The sequence below is a fragment of the Cupriavidus pauculus genome (assembly GCF_008693385.1).
GTDB lineage: Bacteria > Pseudomonadota > Gammaproteobacteria > Burkholderiales > Burkholderiaceae > Cupriavidus > Cupriavidus pauculus_D.
The window spans coordinates 3,376,444-3,392,461 of record NZ_CP044065.1 but is presented as its reverse complement, the minus strand read 5'-3'; the positions used below and the strand labels follow the sequence as shown (position 1 = coordinate 3,392,461).

At 68.4% G+C, this 16,018-nt stretch carries 14 protein-coding genes; 10 read left to right on the top strand and 4 right to left on the bottom strand.

Going from position 1 to position 16,018, the window contains the following annotated elements; all coding sequences use genetic code 11:
• Nucleotides 1–41 precede the first annotated feature (41 nt).
• The 4 genes from FOB72_RS15485 to htpX all read left to right on the top strand — a co-directional run bounded on the left by FOB72_RS15485 (nt 42) and on the right by htpX (nt 4,757).
• On the top strand, nt 42–1,553 hold the full coding sequence (locus tag FOB72_RS15485; RefSeq protein ID WP_150373426.1) for a polyamine aminopropyltransferase: 1,512 nt from the start codon (nt 42–44) through the stop codon (nt 1,551–1,553).
• Nucleotides 1,554–1,561: 8 nt separating this feature from the next.
• Complete coding sequence (locus FOB72_RS15480) at nt 1,562–3,286, top strand: NAD(P)-binding protein (RefSeq protein WP_150373425.1); 1,725 nt, start codon at nt 1,562–1,564, stop codon at nt 3,284–3,286.
• A gap of 60 nt (nt 3,287–3,346) precedes the next feature.
• Nucleotides 3,347–3,736, top strand: a complete 390-nt coding sequence (locus tag FOB72_RS15475; protein WP_223851359.1) for a hypothetical protein — start codon at nt 3,347–3,349, stop codon at nt 3,734–3,736.
• A gap of 139 nt (nt 3,737–3,875) precedes the next feature.
• On the top strand, nt 3,876–4,757 hold the full coding sequence (gene htpX / locus FOB72_RS15470; RefSeq protein WP_150373423.1) for a protease HtpX: 882 nt from the start codon (nt 3,876–3,878) through the stop codon (nt 4,755–4,757).
• A 22-nt stretch (nt 4,758–4,779) separates the two neighbouring features.
• Here the strand turns inward: htpX and FOB72_RS15465 are convergent, their stop codons facing one another.
• Entirely contained in the window at nt 4,780–8,028 is a 3,249-nt protein-coding gene (locus FOB72_RS15465; RefSeq protein WP_150373422.1) for a bifunctional cytochrome P450/NADPH--P450 reductase, read from the bottom strand.
• 109 nt (nt 8,029–8,137) lie between these two features.
• Between FOB72_RS15465 and FOB72_RS15460 the strand changes: the two genes are divergently transcribed.
• On the top strand, nt 8,138–8,809 hold the full coding sequence (locus tag FOB72_RS15460) for a TetR family transcriptional regulator (RefSeq protein ID WP_150373421.1): 672 nt from the start codon (nt 8,138–8,140) through the stop codon (nt 8,807–8,809).
• 34 nt (nt 8,810–8,843) lie between these two features.
• Nucleotides 8,844–9,812, top strand: coding sequence for an alpha/beta hydrolase (locus tag FOB72_RS15455; protein ID WP_150373420.1), 969 nt, complete (start codon nt 8,844–8,846; stop codon nt 9,810–9,812).
• A 1-nt stretch (nt 9,813) separates the two neighbouring features.
• Here the strand turns inward: FOB72_RS15455 and arfB are convergent, their stop codons facing one another.
• A complete protein-coding gene (arfB, locus tag FOB72_RS15450; RefSeq protein ID WP_150373419.1) occupies nt 9,814–10,221 on the bottom strand; it encodes an alternative ribosome rescue aminoacyl-tRNA hydrolase ArfB in 408 nt (135 codons plus the stop codon).
• 44 nt (nt 10,222–10,265) lie between these two features.
• Complete coding sequence (locus FOB72_RS15445; protein WP_150373418.1) at nt 10,266–11,654, bottom strand: FAD-binding oxidoreductase; 1,389 nt, start codon at nt 11,652–11,654, stop codon at nt 10,266–10,268.
• Between the two features lie 287 nt (nt 11,655–11,941).
• Between FOB72_RS15445 and FOB72_RS32805 the strand changes: the two genes are divergently transcribed.
• From FOB72_RS32805 to FOB72_RS15435, 3 genes are all read left to right on the top strand, one after another.
• Complete coding sequence (locus tag FOB72_RS32805) at nt 11,942–12,076, top strand: hypothetical protein (RefSeq protein ID WP_263364731.1); 135 nt, start codon at nt 11,942–11,944, stop codon at nt 12,074–12,076.
• Nucleotides 12,077–12,090: 14 nt separating this feature from the next.
• Complete coding sequence (locus FOB72_RS15440; protein WP_223851358.1) at nt 12,091–12,744, top strand: serine O-acetyltransferase; 654 nt, start codon at nt 12,091–12,093, stop codon at nt 12,742–12,744.
• Between the two features lie 215 nt (nt 12,745–12,959).
• The gene (locus FOB72_RS15435; RefSeq protein WP_150373417.1) at nt 12,960–14,582 is read left to right on the top strand and encodes an ABC-F family ATP-binding cassette domain-containing protein; all 1,623 of its coding nucleotides are present in this window, start codon (nt 12,960–12,962) and stop codon (nt 14,580–14,582) included.
• Here the strand turns inward: FOB72_RS15435 and FOB72_RS15430 are convergent, their stop codons facing one another.
• The gene (locus tag FOB72_RS15430) at nt 14,583–14,975 is read right to left on the bottom strand and encodes a RidA family protein (protein WP_150373416.1); all 393 of its coding nucleotides are present in this window, start codon (nt 14,973–14,975) and stop codon (nt 14,583–14,585) included.
• Between the two features lie 126 nt (nt 14,976–15,101).
• On the opposite strand from FOB72_RS15430, the gene FOB72_RS15425 reads away from it, so the two are divergent.
• Complete coding sequence (locus FOB72_RS15425; RefSeq protein ID WP_150373415.1) at nt 15,102–16,007, top strand: LysR family transcriptional regulator; 906 nt, start codon at nt 15,102–15,104, stop codon at nt 16,005–16,007.
• Nucleotides 16,008–16,018: the final 11 nt, after the last annotated feature.

Sequence of the window (16,018 nt, the reverse complement as noted above, 5' to 3'; positions counted from 1 at the left end):
CCGCCCTCACCGGCTTTTATCCGCCGTCCTGCCGCCCCTTCATGCGCGACCGTACCCTCGTTCTTTCCGTCCTGATCGTCGCCTCGTGCGGACTCGGCTACGAGCTCATCGCCGGCGCGCTGTCCAGCTACCTGCTCGGCGACTCGATCCTCCAGTTCTCGTCGATCATCGGCTGCTATCTGTTCGCGATGGGCGTGGGCTCGTGGCTGTCGCGGTACGTGAAGGACGAAGACGTGCTCGCGCGCTTCATCGATATCGAGATCCTCGTCGGGCTGCTCGGCGGTATCTCGGCCGCGCTGCTGTTCGTGGTGTTCGCCTGGCTGTCCGCGCCGTTTCGCACGGCCCTCTATGCGCTGGTATTCGTGATCGGCGTGCTCGTGGGCATGGAGATTCCGCTCGTCATGCGCATCCTCAACGCGCGCCGCGCCGCGTTCAGCGAGCTCGTGAGCCGCGTGCTGACGTTCGACTATCTCGGCGCGCTGGCCGTCTCGCTCGTGTTTCCGCTCGTGCTGGCGCCACGGCTCGGGCTGTCGCGCACGGGCTTCCTGTTCGGCATGCTCAACGTGGCGGTGGCGCTGTTCACGCTGCGCATCTTCCGCGCCGAACTCACGCAGGTGCCCGCCCGCATGCTGCGCGCGGGCATGGTGCTGGCCGTGCTGACGGCCGGCTTCGCGGGATCGTCGCACCTCACGCACTGGGCCGAGCGCGGGCTGTTCGGCGACGAGATCATCCACAGCCAGACCACGCCATACCAGCGGCTGGTGATCACACGCTGGAAGGACGACCTGCGGCTCTATATCAACGGCAACCTCCAGTTCTCGTCGCGCGACGAACACCGGTACCACGAGGCGCTCGTGCACCCCGTGCTGCAGGCGCTGCCGTGGGCGCGCCGCGTGCTCGTCATCGGCGGCGGCGACGGTCTGGCGCTTCGCGAAGTGCTCAAGTACCGCGGCATCGAGCACGTGACGCTCGTCGACCTCGACCCGGCCATGACCACGCTGTTCTCGCGCAGCGAGCCGCTGCGCGCGCTGAACCAGGGCTCACTGACCGATGCGCGCGTGACCGTGGTCAATGCCGATGCCGCGCAATGGCTCGAGCAGAACAGCGAGAGCTTCGACGCGATCATCGTCGACCTGCCCGATCCGTCCAACTTCGGCCTCGGCAAGCTCTACTCGGTACCGATGTACCGGCTCCTCTCGCGCCATCTTGCGGAGAAGGGGTATGCGGTCGTCCAATCGACATCGCCGTACTACGCGCCGCGCTCGTTCTGGGATATCGATGCCACGCTGCGCGAGGCGGGCTTGCACACGTGGCCGTATCACACCTACGTGCCGTCGTTCGGCGAATGGGGCTTTATCCTCGCCGGCAAGCGCGGCGACTACACGCCGCCGACGCACTACGACGTGCCGATGAAATTCCTCGATGCGGACAGCACCGCGCTGATGTTCCGCTTTCCGGCGGACATGGCGCCGCGCGAGGGCACGGCCAACCGGCTCAATGAGCAGACGCTCGTGCACGATTTCGAGCGGGACTGGCGTAACGTGATCCGCTGAGAGTGGGCATGCATTGGGACCGCCGCCGCTTTCTGCTCGCCGCGGGCGCTACCGCGCTGGCGGGATGCGATCGCCTCGACGGCGATGCGGCGCGCTTTCTTGCGGGACTCGGGCTGCGCGAGCCCGATCCCATCGTGCTGCGGCCGGGCATGGCCGAAGGCCACGCGCTGCGCGATGGCGGGTCCGGGATCGCCGGTGGCCGGGACGCGGGCGACGACCTGACGACCGAGGTCGCGATCCTTGGCAGCGGCGCCGCGGGCATCGCCGCGGCGTGGCAGCTCTCGCGCGCCGGATGTCACGACTTTGTCATGATCGACGGTCCCGAGTTCGGTGGTAACGCGGCAGGCGGGCGGCTCGGCGACGTCAGCTTTCCACGCGGCGCGCATTACCTGCCGCTGCCGTCGGAAGAGTCGACGCACGTGCGCGAGATGCTCGCCGACATCGGCGTGATCGAGCGCGATGCATTCGACGCACGGCCGCATTACGACGAACGCGTGCTCGTGCACGGCCCGGAGGAGCGGTTGTTCCTCGATGGCGCATGGCACGATGGGCTGGTACCGGACAACGCGCTGCCCGGCGACGATGCCCGTCAGCACGCGGCGTTTTTCGCGCGGCTCGATACGCTGCGCCATGCGGTGGGTAGCGACGGGCGCAAGGTGTTCACCATCCCGCTCGCGCTGGCGTCGCGCGATCCGGCCTGGCGCGCGCTCGATCGCCAGACGTTCCGGCAGTGGATGCTGGCCGAGGGCTTTACCGCGCCGACGCTGCACTGGTACGCCGACTACTGCTGCCGCGACGACTACGGGGCCGGTCATGACACCGTTTCGGCGTGGGCCGGCCTCCATTACTTTGCCAGTCGCGGCGGGCACGCGCGCAACGCGGCCGATGGCGCCGTGCTGACGTGGTCCGACGGCCTGCACGGACTGGTGTCGCGGCTGGTACAGCGAATCGATGCGCGCCAGGGTGCGCAGATGGGTACGCGCCGCCAGCCGTGGCGTCGCCCGGGCATGGCCATCCGCGTCGGGGAACACTCCCATGGCGTGGTCGTCGAGGGCGTAGACTGGCCTGGCGGGGTGGCCTCCGGCGCCGCGCCACGCGCATGGCGCGTCCGCGCGCGCCGTGTCATCTGCGCGATGCCGCTGCACGTGGCCGCGCGCATCATGGATCTGCGCCGGTATGGTTTCGACCCCGCCCGGCATCTGACGCCGCATGCGCCGTGGCTCGTCTCGAGCTTTCATCTGCGGGGCTTTCCGGATGAAGCCGCTGGCGTGCCGCTCGCATGGGACAACGTCGTGCACGGCGGCCGCGGGCTCGGTTATGTGGTGGCCACGCATCAGTGGATCCGGCAGGCCCGCCCCGCCGAGACTGTGTTTACAGCCTATTGCCCGCTCGACGATACCGCGTACCGCGGTGGCGCCGCGGCGGAGCGCCCCGGAGATATCCGCCGCTGGCTGGCCACGGCCACGCCCGCCGAACTCATGGCGCTGGCCACCACCGACCTGCGCGCGGTCTACGGCCGCGACTTCTGGCGCCATGCGGACGCCGTGGAGATTACCGCGCGCGGCCACGCCATGGCCACGCCGACGCCGGGATTCCTGTCCAACGCCGGGATCGCGGCATTGCGGGAGGCCGACGGCCGGGTGCTGTTCGCCCATGCGGACCTGTCGGGGCTGTCGGTGTTCGAGGAGGCCGCATGGTGGGGTACGCGTGCCGCATTGCGGGTCGTCGGATAAGCGGCTCGCCATCCTGTAGAATTCCCTGCATCGGGCGATGCCCAGATGTGCATTACATTCGTGCAATTTTTCCGGCTCATGCTGACGATCGTGCTGCTTGCCTTCCTGCCGCTGCAGGCCTGGGCAGGCACCGGTGCGTCCATGCCCGGAACCCCCGCGGTGTGCGAGGCGAGTGCGCATATCGCGTCCGCCCCGACGCTCGGGGACATTGCCATCGCGAGCCAGACGGGCTTCGGCGATCTCGCCGACAGCGGCGGGCCTGCCGAATCGCCCTATCCCGCGGACACCACCGAGCCGTCGCCGCCGGGCGCCGACTTCGCGGAACAACTGCTGCCGCCGCCCCCGCTGCGCGTGGCGGTGCATGACGTGCAGGGCGCGCTGCCCCGCTATGCCGGCATCACCTTGCCGGATCCCGACCTTCCCCGCCTGCCGCGCCCGCCGCGCGGCTGATTTGCCCGCGCGCGGCATGCCGCCGTCGCGCGCCCACCGTATTCGCCTTGTTTTTCCGCGCGGCGTGCCGTTGTTCCCAACATCGGTACGTCATGCTTCCGCGGCATCCGCCGCGACTTTCTGGCTCCACCCACAAACCATGAAACGCATTTTCCTGTTACTGGCGACCAACCTCGCCGTCGTGCTCGTCCTCAGCCTCACGGCCAGCCTGCTGGGCGTGAACCGTTTCCTCACCGCCAATGGCCTCAACCTTGGCATGCTGCTCGTGTTCGCCGCGCTGATGGGCTTCGGTGGCTCGTTCATCTCGCTGCTGATGTCCAAGACCATTGCCAAGTGGTCGACGGGCGCGCAGGTCATTACGCACCCGAGCACCACCACCGAGTTCTGGCTCGTGCAGACGGTCGAGAAGCTCGCCACGCGCGCGGGCCTGCCGATGCCTGAAGTGGCCATCTACGATGGCGAGCCGAATGCATTCGCGACCGGCGCCTCCAGGAAGAACTCGCTCGTGGCGGTGTCCACGGGCCTGCTCAACTCGATGTCGCAGGAAGAAGTCGAGGCCGTGCTCGCGCACGAGGTCGCGCACATCGCCAACGGCGATATGGTCACGCTTACGCTGATCCAGGGCGTGGTGAACACCTTCGTGATCTTCATGGCGCGCGTGGTTGGCTACTTCGTCGACTCGTGGCTGCGCCGCAATGACGAAGAGTCGAGCGGCCCCGGCATCGGCTACATGATCACGGTGGTGATCTGCGAGATCGTGTTCGGCATTCTGGCCAGCATCATCGTGGCGGCGTTCTCGCGCCATCGCGAATACCGCGCCGACGCGGGCGCGGCCGGGCTGATGGGCACACCTTCGCCGATGGTCTCGGCACTGCGCCGCCTCGGCGGTCTCGACGCCGATGGCCTGCCGCAGAACATGCAGGCAATGGGCATCGCGGGCGGCAAGTCGTGGATGGGCCTGTTCTCGAGCCACCCGCCGATCGAATCGCGGATTGCGGCGCTGCAGAGCGCACAGCGCTGAGCCTGAGTGCGCGGGAGGTCGCCTAGTTGAACACGTCCTGCCGGTAGCGTCCCCGCGCCACCATCGTCGCCAGCCAGTCCGACGCGCGGGCGGTGTCCATGCCGCCCGCCGCTACCGCGATGTCGATCAGGGTCTGCCGCACGGCCGGTGCCATCCGCCGGCCATCGCCGCAGACATATACCGTCGCCCCCGCTTCGAGCCGCGCCCATACATCGGCGCGATTCGTCCACAGCAGGTCCTGCACATAGCGCGGCGCCCCGTCCATCACCGAGTACGCGACATGCACGTCGGCCACGCCATCGCTGGCCCAGCGCTCGATATCGTCCCGATAGAGCCAGTCGTGCGCCGGATGGCGGCATCCGTAGTACAGCTGCGCCGCGGCCACGGGGATTCCCGCAGCCCGCTGCGCCGCGCGTTCCTCGAGGAAGCCGCGGAACGGTGCGAGCCCCGTACCCGGACCGATCAGGATCATCGGCACCGAAACATCGTCCTCGGGCGCGAACGGCGGGTTCGGTGTGCGTATCGACGTCGAGACCTGCGCGCCGGGTGCGAGTCCCTGCAGCCATGTCGACGCCACCCCCCGGAATTGCCCGCGGCCCGACAGCGCGGGTGCCCATACCGTGCCCACCAATAGCGTGGCGACATCGGGCGACACCAGCGGCGACGAGGCGATCGAATAGAAGCGCGGCCGCATCGGCACCGTGCAGTCGAGCAGCTGTGCCAGCGATAGCGAGATGGCCGGATGCGCGATCAGCACGTCGAGCAAGCCAAGCCGTGGTGCCGCCACACGCGCGGCGTAACCCTGCGCCTCGTCGTCGGAGGCGAGCGTTTCCAGTTGCTCGCGCGTGAACGGACAGCGCGTGCCCTGCGCCAGCGCGCGCAACGTCTGCCGCGACACCACGTCCTGCAGCTCGACGAAATGCGTGAGCAACTGCGCGACGGGCAATGCCTCGCCGATCGGCAGCCCGCGCGCGGTGCCATGCGTGGCCGACAGCGTCACCATCGCCTGCGGATCGAGGTCGAGCCGTTCGCACAGCGCCGTCACGAGCTCGGGCGCGTTCTGCGGCCACACCGCAACATGATCGCCCGCGCGGTAGGCGGTACCCGGTGGCAGCTGCAGGCGAATATCGCGCGTGGAAGTGCGCGGCGCCTCGCGCGCGAAGTCCCACAGGCCAGACGGATCCTGCACGAGTTCGGTGTTGGACAGCACCGTGAAGGCCTGCGTCCCGGCGGGCAGCGTATCGGCGCGAATCGCGGCCATGCTGCGCAGATCGGCATGGACGCCCAGGCCGCCGCTCATCGCCGCGCTATCCGCTTCCAGCGCCTGCCAGAGTTGGGCGAGCCACTGGTCGGCGGCACCGTCGAAGTCGCCATTGCCGTCGGCCTCGCCACGCGGCAGCAGCGGCGTGGCGCCGGCGGCGACGAAGAAATCGAACACGCGCCGCGGAAACGCCTGGTATGTGGCCCATTGCGAGTTGCCGCAGCCGAGCAAGGCGAGCCGCAGTCCCTTCGCTCCGGCCTCCGCAAGATAGCCGGCGGCCTCGTCCGCATCGAGCATCGCTTCGAAGCGCCGGCCGGAGTCCGGCGCGCGGCCGTTGTAGGTGGCGGCGACGACCACGCCGATGCCCGCGCCCGGCAGATCGCCCACGGCGTCGTCGAGGTCGCGCAACGTGGCATCGAAGCCCGACGCGACCGCGCCCGCGTGAATCTGCTCGGCCAGTTCGCGTGCGGTGCCGAGGCTCGACGCGCAGAGCACCGTGAGCGACTGTCCGTTGCCTCGCACCTGCGCGGGCGCGGCCGCGGTCGACTCGGCCCGCGTCGTCCCCGACGCGACAAGCCGCTCGTGCGCCCGGCGCCTGCGCGCGCGCAGCACGAAGTTGTCGGGCTTGATCGTCAGCGTTTCCTTGAGCCGGAACTGATAGTCGTGCGGGTCGCTGAGCGCGAAGTTGCGCAGCATCAGCGCGAGCGCGAGCTTGGCCTCGGTCAGCGCGAACTGCCGGCCGATGCACGCGCGCTCGCCCGAGCCGAACGGCATATACGCATGCGGCGGCAATGCGGCCTCGTTCTCCGGCAGGAACCGGTCGATATCGAAGCGCTCGGGATCGGCCCACACCCTGGGGTCCCGATGCAGCGCGGTCAGCACGACCGATACGCGCCGGTCTTTCGGAATCGCATAGCGCCCGCCGATCACGGTGTCCTCGAACGGCGCCACGGCGAACGCGGGCGCCGTGGGCCACAGCCGCAGCGTTTCCTTGAGCACGCGTTCCAGCACCTGCAGGCGTGCGAGGTCGGCGTAGACCGGCGGTGCGTTGCCCGGCAACACCGCGTCCACTTCCGCATACGCCTGCGCGAGCACGCCCGGATTGCGCAGCAGTTCATACAGCGCAAAAGTCAGCAGTCCGCTCGTGGTCTCGTGCCCCGCAATCAGGAACGTGATGACCTGATTGCGGATATTCGCGTCGTCGAGTTGCACGTCCGTTTCCGGATCGCGCGCTTCGAGCATCAGGTTCAGCAGGTCGGCGCCCTTCGCGGATGCGGCCGGCGCCGCGCGGCGCTGGCGGATCACGTCGTCGACGACGTCGCGCATATAGGCGATGTCTGCCGCGAACTGGCGGTGCTCGGCGCCCTTGAACCAGCGGTCCTGCACGCGCATGCGCGTGAGCTTGTCCATCGCTTCGCCGAGCGCGCCGGCCATCGCGACGATAAAGGGGTCGAGCTGCGCGCGCGAGAACGAATCGAAGTCGTAGCCGAAGCCCGATAGCGCGATGGTATCGAGCGTCAGGCGCGTCATGTCGTCGGCGACGGCGATATCGGAGTCGGCGCCTTCCCTGTCCCACTTGTCCACAAGACGATTGGCGACGCGCAGCATCACGTCGAAGTAGCCCTTCATCGCGCGCTGGCTGAACGCGGGCATCAGGATGCGATGCGCGCAACCCCAGTTGGCCTCGTCGCTGTGCGCGGTGAACAGGCCATCGCCGGCCACGTCGCGCAGGTAGGACAGCGGCGGCCCGATGACCTTGCGAAAGCGCGATACGTCGCACACCTCCGTGGCCAGTTCGACCGAGCTGATGAACGGGACGCGCCGCCCCGCGAAATTGAGCTCGAAGATGCCGTCGAAATGCCGGCTGCGCGCCAGCAGATGCTGCCCGACGGCGCCGGGCGTGATCTGCAGCAGATTGCCGAGGATCGGCAGTCCCGGATCGCGCGGAATGGGTTCCAGCGATGCCGATGCGAACGGTGGAGCGGCGGAGCCGGACGTCTGGGAGGCCATGGCGGGGGATTGTCCGAGAAAATCTTCCGTAGACAATCGTCTACTTTGCAGGCAAAGTCAATGCGTGCGAACCGAGTGATCGTTCGATTCTTCGATAACGCGAGAGAACATGGAAGACATTGCCGACGGCAAGCGCCGGCTTATCGATGCCGCGCTGCGCCTCGCCGCCGCGCGCCGCAGCTTCGCCGCGCTCGGCCTGCGGGAACTCGCGCGCGAGGCGGGACTCAATCCCAATACGTTCTATCGCCATTTCCGCGATATGGAAGATCTCGCGGTGACCGCGCTCGCCGAAGTCAGCGACGAGCTGCGGCCGATGCTGCGCGCGGTACGCTGGGCCGCCGCCCGCGACAATCCGCAGGAGGTGGCGACGCGTGCGTGCGAGGCATTCTTTGCGTACGCGCGCGCGCATGCCGATGCCTTCGTCGTCGGCCTGTGCGGAATCACCGGGCCGCAGCCCGCGTTGCGCGAAGCCATTCGCGCATTGCTTGCGGCCATCGCCGCGGAGATGGCCGAGGATATCGAGCGGCTCGAACTATGCCCGGCCCTGCCGCGCGCGGCGCTCGACGATTTCAGCCGCTACGTGGTCTCGCATCTGTTCCATGCCTCGGCCGACTACCTCGAGGCCGGTGCCGCCGAACGCAAGCGGCTGGCGCTGCAGGCCACGCAGCTGATTCGCTGGCTGCTGCTGGGTGCCAGTGCCGGCGCGCCGAACCTCGGCGCACTGGCCACATCGACCGCGGCGCTCCCGCGTACCGCGAAGGCGGCCGCCAAGCTGTCGTAGGCGCGTTTGAATCGTCATTCCGGAGAGATCGCCGATGAGTCTGCAGAACCTGCTGCTGTCGTACGGATTGCGGAAGAAGCTCAGGCGCGGGCCGCCGCCCGAGCATATCGACATTCCCGGCACGCGGCGCGCGATGAGCCAGTTCGGTCATCAGGCGCGCATTCCGGAAGGCTGGCGCATCGGGGCCTCCACGGCGCCCGACCTGCCCGGCGAATGGACGCGGCCGTTGCTCACGGTACATGCGAACGGCGCCGACAATGACGACGTGGCGACCCAGGTCGATACGCCGACGATCTTCTATCTGCACGGCGGCGGCTATTACTTCTGCTCGCCGCAGACGCATCGCCCGCTGACGCTCGCGCTGGCCGAGAAGTCGGGCGTGCAGTTGTTCTCGCTCGACTACCGGCTCGCGCCCGAACATCCGCATCCGGCCGCGCTCGACGATGCGCTGACGGCCTATCGCGCACTGCTCGCACGCGGCTTGTCGGCACGGCATCTCGTCCTGGCGGGGGACTCGGCCGGCGGCGGACTGGCGCTGGCGACGCTGATCGCCCTGCAACGCGAGGGATTGCCGATGCCCGCGGGCGCGCTGCTGTTCTCGCCGTGGACCGACCTGGCGGCCACGGGCGAAACGTTACGCACGAACGATCGCAGCGACGTGATGTTCCATGGCGAATCGGTCGGGCGCGCGGCGCGCTTCTATCTGGGCGATATTCCCGCCACCGATCCCCTCGTATCGCCGCTCTATGCAAGCAAGGAAGAGATGTCGGCGCTGCCGCCGCTGTTCGTGCAGGCGAGCGATCGCGAGGTGTTGCTCGACGACTCGCGCCGGCTTGTCGATCGCGTGCGCGCGGCCGGCGGCAAGGCCGAGTTGCGCATCTGGAAGCGTGTACCGCATGTGTGGCAGATCTACCATCCGTTTCTGCCGGAGGCGCGGCGCGCGCTCGACGAGGCCGCGCAGTTCGTGCGCGGCGTGCTCCCGCGCGGATTCGGTAATCCCTGATTCAGTGATCGGTCACTTTGCCGCGCAGCGCCTTGACCTGGCTGCGCTGCGTCTTGCCTTCGAGCCGCCGCACGCGCGAAGCAAACGTGGGGCGCGTCGCGCGCCGTGTGCGCGGGGCCTCGGCCACGCTCAGCACGAGCTCGTGGAGCCGGCGGATCGCGTCCTCGCGATTGAGCTCGAGGCTGCGATGCTGCTGGGCCTTGATCACGACCACGCCATCGCGCGTGATGCGGTGATCGCTGAGCGCGAGCAGCCGCTCCTTGTGGTCGGCCGCCAGCGACGACGCGCGCACGTCGTAGCGCAGATGCACCGCGTTGGACACCTTGTTGATGTTCTGCCCACCCGCGCCCTGCGCGCGGATCGCGGTGATCTCGTATTCGTGGTGAGGGATGTGGAATTCGCCGGCCATGCGCGTGATGATAGCAACGCGCGGGCCGGCGGTGGGAATTGCGGTCAGGACGCTGGCGCGATGTTCTGGTTGGTACAGAACAGGTTGTGCGGATCGTAGCGCTTCTTCAGCGCGGCGAGCCGCGCATAGTTGGACCCATACGCGTCACTCGTGCGCCCCGCTTCATCCTCGGTCAGGAAATTCACGTAGACGCCGCCGCTCGCATACGGCTGCGTCGCGCGAAAGAAGTCGCGCGCCCAGGCGATGCAGTTGGCGTCCTCGTCCGGGCGCTCCCAGCGCGAATGCACGTTCATCACGAAGCGCGCGTCGCGGTGGTGATAGGCCGTGGCGTCGGGCGGCACGCGGTTGGCCACGCCGCCGACATGGCCGAGAAAGATATCGGCCAGCGGCGACGGCAGCCGCGCCGCGTAGTCGATCATCGCGTCGATCGCCGCATCGTCCAGGCGCGAAAAGTTGTGCGACTTCCAGTAGTTGCGCGCGCCCGGACCGAGCAGCGGGTCGAAGGCCTGTTGCCACGCGGTGTAGGGCACCGGCCCGATATGCTCGCCGATGGCCTGCCCGAACGCGCGCATCGGCGCGATGTCCGTCTGCACCTGCTCGGGCGTGCCGAGGTGGAACGCGGCGAGTACCACCACGTCGGTGCCATGCGCGGAGGCCGGCAGGAACGGCAGCGGCGGCGCCTTGCGCAGGACCGCCCAGACGTTGAGGTCTTCGGGCATGGTTTCGGTGAACACGCGGTATTGCCGCAGGACGTCGCGCGCCTGCGCGGCCGGAAACACGATGAGTCCCGCATGGACCTGCGGCCCCACATCGTGCAGCCGGAACTGGAACAGCGTGACGACGCCGAAGTTGCCGCCACCGCCGCGTATCGCCCAGAACAGGTCCGCATCGTCGGTGGCGCTGGCCCAGCGTCGCTGCCCGTCGGCCGTCACGACCATCGCGCCGAGCAGGTTATCCACAGACATGCCGTACTTGCGCGTGAGCCAGCCGAAGCCGCCGCCGAGCGTCAGGCCCGCGACGCCCGTCGTCGAGTTGATGCCGAGCGGCGTGGCCATGCCGCAGCCCTGCGCTTCGTGATCGAAGTCCGCAAGCGTGGCGCCGGGGCACACCCATGCGACGCGGTCGGGCTGCTCGATGCTCACCACGCGCAGCATCGACATGTCGATCACGAGCCCATCATTGCAGATGGCGCTGCCGGCGATATTGTGGCCGCCGCCGCGGACGGCGAGCACGAGGCCGCGGTCCCGCGCGAAGTTGACCGCGTGCACGACATCGGTCGTGCCCGAGCACTGCACGATGATGGCCGGCCGCCGATCGACGGTCGCGTTCCATACCGTACGGGCCACGTCGTACCCGTCGTCGCCGGGCAGCAGCACACGGCCGTGCACGGCCTGTCGCAGCGCCTCCAAGTGACCCGAAGCTATCGTTGCCATGGCACACCTCCCCTTCGGATTGAGCCGATCCCGATGCGATGCAAGCCGCGCGCCATCGGCCGCAGGGGGGCGGCGGCGTTGGCGTCGGGGCGCGCGTGGCCCGGTGCCGGGGTCAGAATCGGCCCAATCGGTTACACCGATGAGGCGCCGAATAAGGCCCGTTTCGTGTTGGCCGGAAGCGACGTTTGATGCACCGCAGCAAAACATCGCGATGCGGGTTTATACTTAGCCAACTTCCGCCCGGCTCCCCCTTTCCTGTATGCGCCGGACGCCTCTGCCGCCGCATCATGAAACGCACGATCGCCTTTACGCTGACGACCTGGCTCGCCGCCGCCATCCTTCTGCTGGGAGGCGACTCGCCTGCCTTTGTCGTGCTGAGCGGCGTGGTCGCGTTCGGCGGATTCGACCTGCTTCGCCCCTGACCGGGCGCCGCATCATGATGCTGCCCGCGTCGCCGACGCGTCGATCGTCGTCGCCCCCCTCGCACCCTCCGCACCCCTCGCATCATGCTGGCCGCGAGGCGATCCACGATTCCGCGACGACACTGATCCGCAGCGACCTGTATCGCGTCGCGGGCGAAACCTCGGTCAAAGCTTTCCTTAAGCATTACGTCGCCACCGAAGGCTTTCACTACCTCGTATGGTTCCGGCTGGCCTCGGCCTGCACGACGGGCGTGCGCGGCGCGTTCCTCAAGCTGATGCTTCGCCGCAAGCAGCGTCAGCTCGGCATCGTGATTCCGCGCGGCACGCGCATCGGCCCCGGTTTCTATATCGGCCATTTCGGCGGCATCGTGCTCAACGAGTCGGTGGTCATCGGCGCCAACTGCAATATCTCGCAATGCGTGACGATCGGCGCGAACCATGGCCAGGCGGCGACCATCGGGGACAACGTCTATATCGGCCCCAATGTCTGCATCGTCGAGGACGTGACCATCGGCGATAACGTGACCGTGGGCGCGGGCAGCGTCGTGACGCGCGACGTGCCTGCCAACGTCACGGTGGCGGGCAACCCGGCCCGCGTGCTCGCGGACGACCTCGAACGCGGCCGTGCCGGGCGCTATATCGCCAATCGCTGGAACGCGCGCGGCTGACCGTTGCGCGTAGAATGCGCGTATCCCCTTCGGAGATCGCTCACCGCCATGTGAACCGAGGCCCTGCCCTCCCGTCCCGCGACCGCAACCGTCATCGCGCTGTGCATGCGCGCCGTGTTGCCGTCGCGTTTCACGTTCACACGGCTGGTGTTCCGCTCGCGCGCACGGATTGACGTCGCGCACGCCGGGCGCCGCCATATCTGGCGATCTCCTCCATGCCCGACGCGCTCGTTCGCATTGCTCATCTCTCCCATGCCTGGCCTGATGGCACCCCCGTCTTCGACAATCTGTCGGCAACGTTCGGCACCGGCCGCACAGGCCTGATTGCCCCCAATGGCGCCGGCAAGAGCACGCTCCTGCGGCTTATCGCGGGCGAACTCGCGCCGCTGGCCGGCCATATCGAGGTCATCGGACGCGTGGCATGGCTGCCGCAGCATCTGCCGCTCGGCGGCGACCTGCGCGTGGCGCAGGCACTCGGCATCGCCCCGCAGCTCGATGCGATGGCGGCCATTGCATCCGGTCGCGCCGACGCGGCGTTGTTCGATATGGTCGGCGATGCCTGGGACATCGAGGACCGCACGCGCATCGCGCTCGCGCGTGTGGGGCTCGGCGAGATCGATTTCGCGCGTGCGCTGCATACCTTGAGCGGTGGCGAGATCATGGCGCTCGGTCTCGCGTCGCGGCTGCTGGACCAGCCCGATGTGCTGCTGCTCGATGAACCCACGAACAACCTCGACCGCGATGCGCGCGAGCGGCTGTACCGTCTGCTCGACGACTGGACCGGATGCCTGATCGTCGCGAGCCACGATCGTTCGCTGCTCGATCGCATGGATCGGATCGCCGAGCTCGATCGACACACGCTGCGGCTGTACGGGGGTGGCTACGGCCTGTATCGCGAAACGGTCGAGGTCGAGCAGCGCGCGGCCGAGCAAGCGGTGCGCGGCCTGCGTCAGGCGGTTCGCCGCGAACGGCGCGACATGCAGCTGGCCCACGAACGCGGCGAGCGCCGCGCGGGACAGGCCGCGCGCCGGGCGCCCGACGCGGGCCTGCCGAAGATCGTCGCCGGCGGGCGCCAGCGCGCGGCGCAGGTGTCCGCGGGCAAATCGCACGACACGCATGCCGCGCGCATCGACGATGCCCGGACCCGCTTGGGCGCCGCGGTCGATGCCGTGCGCGACACCGTGAGCTTCGACCTCTCGCTGCCGGCCACGCGCGTGCCCGCGGGACGGCAGGTGTTTCTCGGTGAAGGCATGCAGGTCTTCCGCGATGGCCGGCCCGTCTTTGCGGCCGACGGCGTCGACCTCGATATCCGGGGTCCGGAGCGCATCGCGGTGACGGGTGCCAATGGCGCGGGCAAGACGACGCTGCTGCGCCTGATCGCCGGGGACCTGTCTGTCGGCGCGGGCTCGGTCTATCGGGGACCGGGACGGATGGCGTACCTGTCCCAGCGGCTGGACCTGCTCGACCCCGCTGCTACCGTCGCCGACAACTTCGCGACGTTCACACCGGGCATGGCCGCCGCCGACCGCGCCAACCTCCTCGCCCGCTATCTGTTCCGCGGCGCGCGCATGGCACTTCCGGTCGAAGCCCTGTCCGGCGGCGAGCGCCTGCGCGCGGTGCTGGCCTGCATCCTGCACGCGGAGCCGGCACCGACGCTGCTGCTGCTCGACGAGCCCACGAACAATCTCGACCTCGAAGCGATTGCGCAACTGGAGGCTGCGCTGCGCGCATACGAAGGCGCGCTGGTGGTGGTGAGCCACGACGAGGCGTTTCTCGATGCGATTGGACTCACGCGAACGGTGCGGTTGCTCGCGGGCCGGCTGATCAGCGAGGGCTGATCACGACCGGTCCTTGGCAATCACCTTGATCTCGAACTGGAAGCCGTACAGCCACGTGACACCGACCGCGGTGATCGTGGGATATGGCGCGTCGCCCCAGTAGTCGGGCACGACTTCCCAGATGGTTTCGAAGGTCGTTTGCGGATCGACCATAAAGACCGTGACGTCGACCACGTCCTCGAACGAGCCGCCGGCGGCCGCGAGGATCGCGTTGAGGTTCTCGAAGGCGAGGCGAACCTGCGCCTTGAGGTCGGGTTCGGGGCTGCCGTCGTCGCGGCTGCCGACCTGGCCCGAGACGAACAGGAAGCCGTTGGAGCGGACGGCAGGCGAATAGCGGTTCTTTGCGTAGAGGGCGTGGCGTTTGGGCGGGAAGACGACGTCGCGGGTGGTCATGGCTGACTCCATCAAGGGATCACGATGGCAACCACTTTACGCGGCGGCGTCGCGGCGATAAACGCGTACCTTTGTTCCGCACTGTTTGTAGAATCCAAACAATCAACGGACCGACCGGGAGCCGGAATGGATCGATTCGACGCCATGCAGGCGTTTGCGCGTGTCGTGGAAACGGGAAGCTTTACCCGGGCGGCGGACACCCTGCATATGAGCAAGACGACGGTGACGCAGCTCGTGCAGCAACTCGAGGCGCGGCTTCGCGTGAAGCTGCTGAACCGGACCACGCGCAAGGTGAACGTGACCGAGGATGGGGCGGCGTACTACGAACGCGTGGTCCGGCTGCTGGCGGAGATGGACGATGCGGAGACGAGCCTGTCGCAGGCGTCGACCGCGCCGCGGGGGCGGCTGCGTGTGGACGTGCCGTCGCCGTTCGCAAGCGGGATCCTCGTGCCGGCGCTGCCGGATTTCTATGCGCGCTATCCCGACATCCACCTCGACCTCGGCGTGAGCGACCGCATGGTCGACCTGATCGACGAAAACGTGGACTGCGTCGTGCGCGGCGGCGAGCTGCGCGACCAGTCGCTGGTGGCCCGGCCCATCGGCGAGCTTCGGCTAGGCGTGTACGCGGCGCCGGCGTACCTGAAGCATGCGGGTGTGCCCAGACATCCGTCCGATCTGGGCAAGCCCGCGCACCACCTGATCGGCTACCGCTGGGCCCGGTCGGGCAAACCGTTCCCGATCTCGATGCAACGGGGGAACGAAACGGTGACCGTGCAGGGCCGCTACACCCTCACGGTCGACGACGGCAACGCCTTCGTGGCCGCGGGCATCGCCGGCATGGGCGCGCTCCGGCTACCGCGCTACATGGCCACCGACCCGGTCGCACGCAAGACGCTCGTGCCGTTGTTCGAGGACTGGCAGATGCCGACGATGCCGATGTACGTGGCCTATCGCCCGAACCGGCATGTGAGCGCGAAGCTGCGGGTGTTCGTGGATTGGGTCGTGGAACGGATGAAGACGCTCGATGTATGAGCTTGGCATCG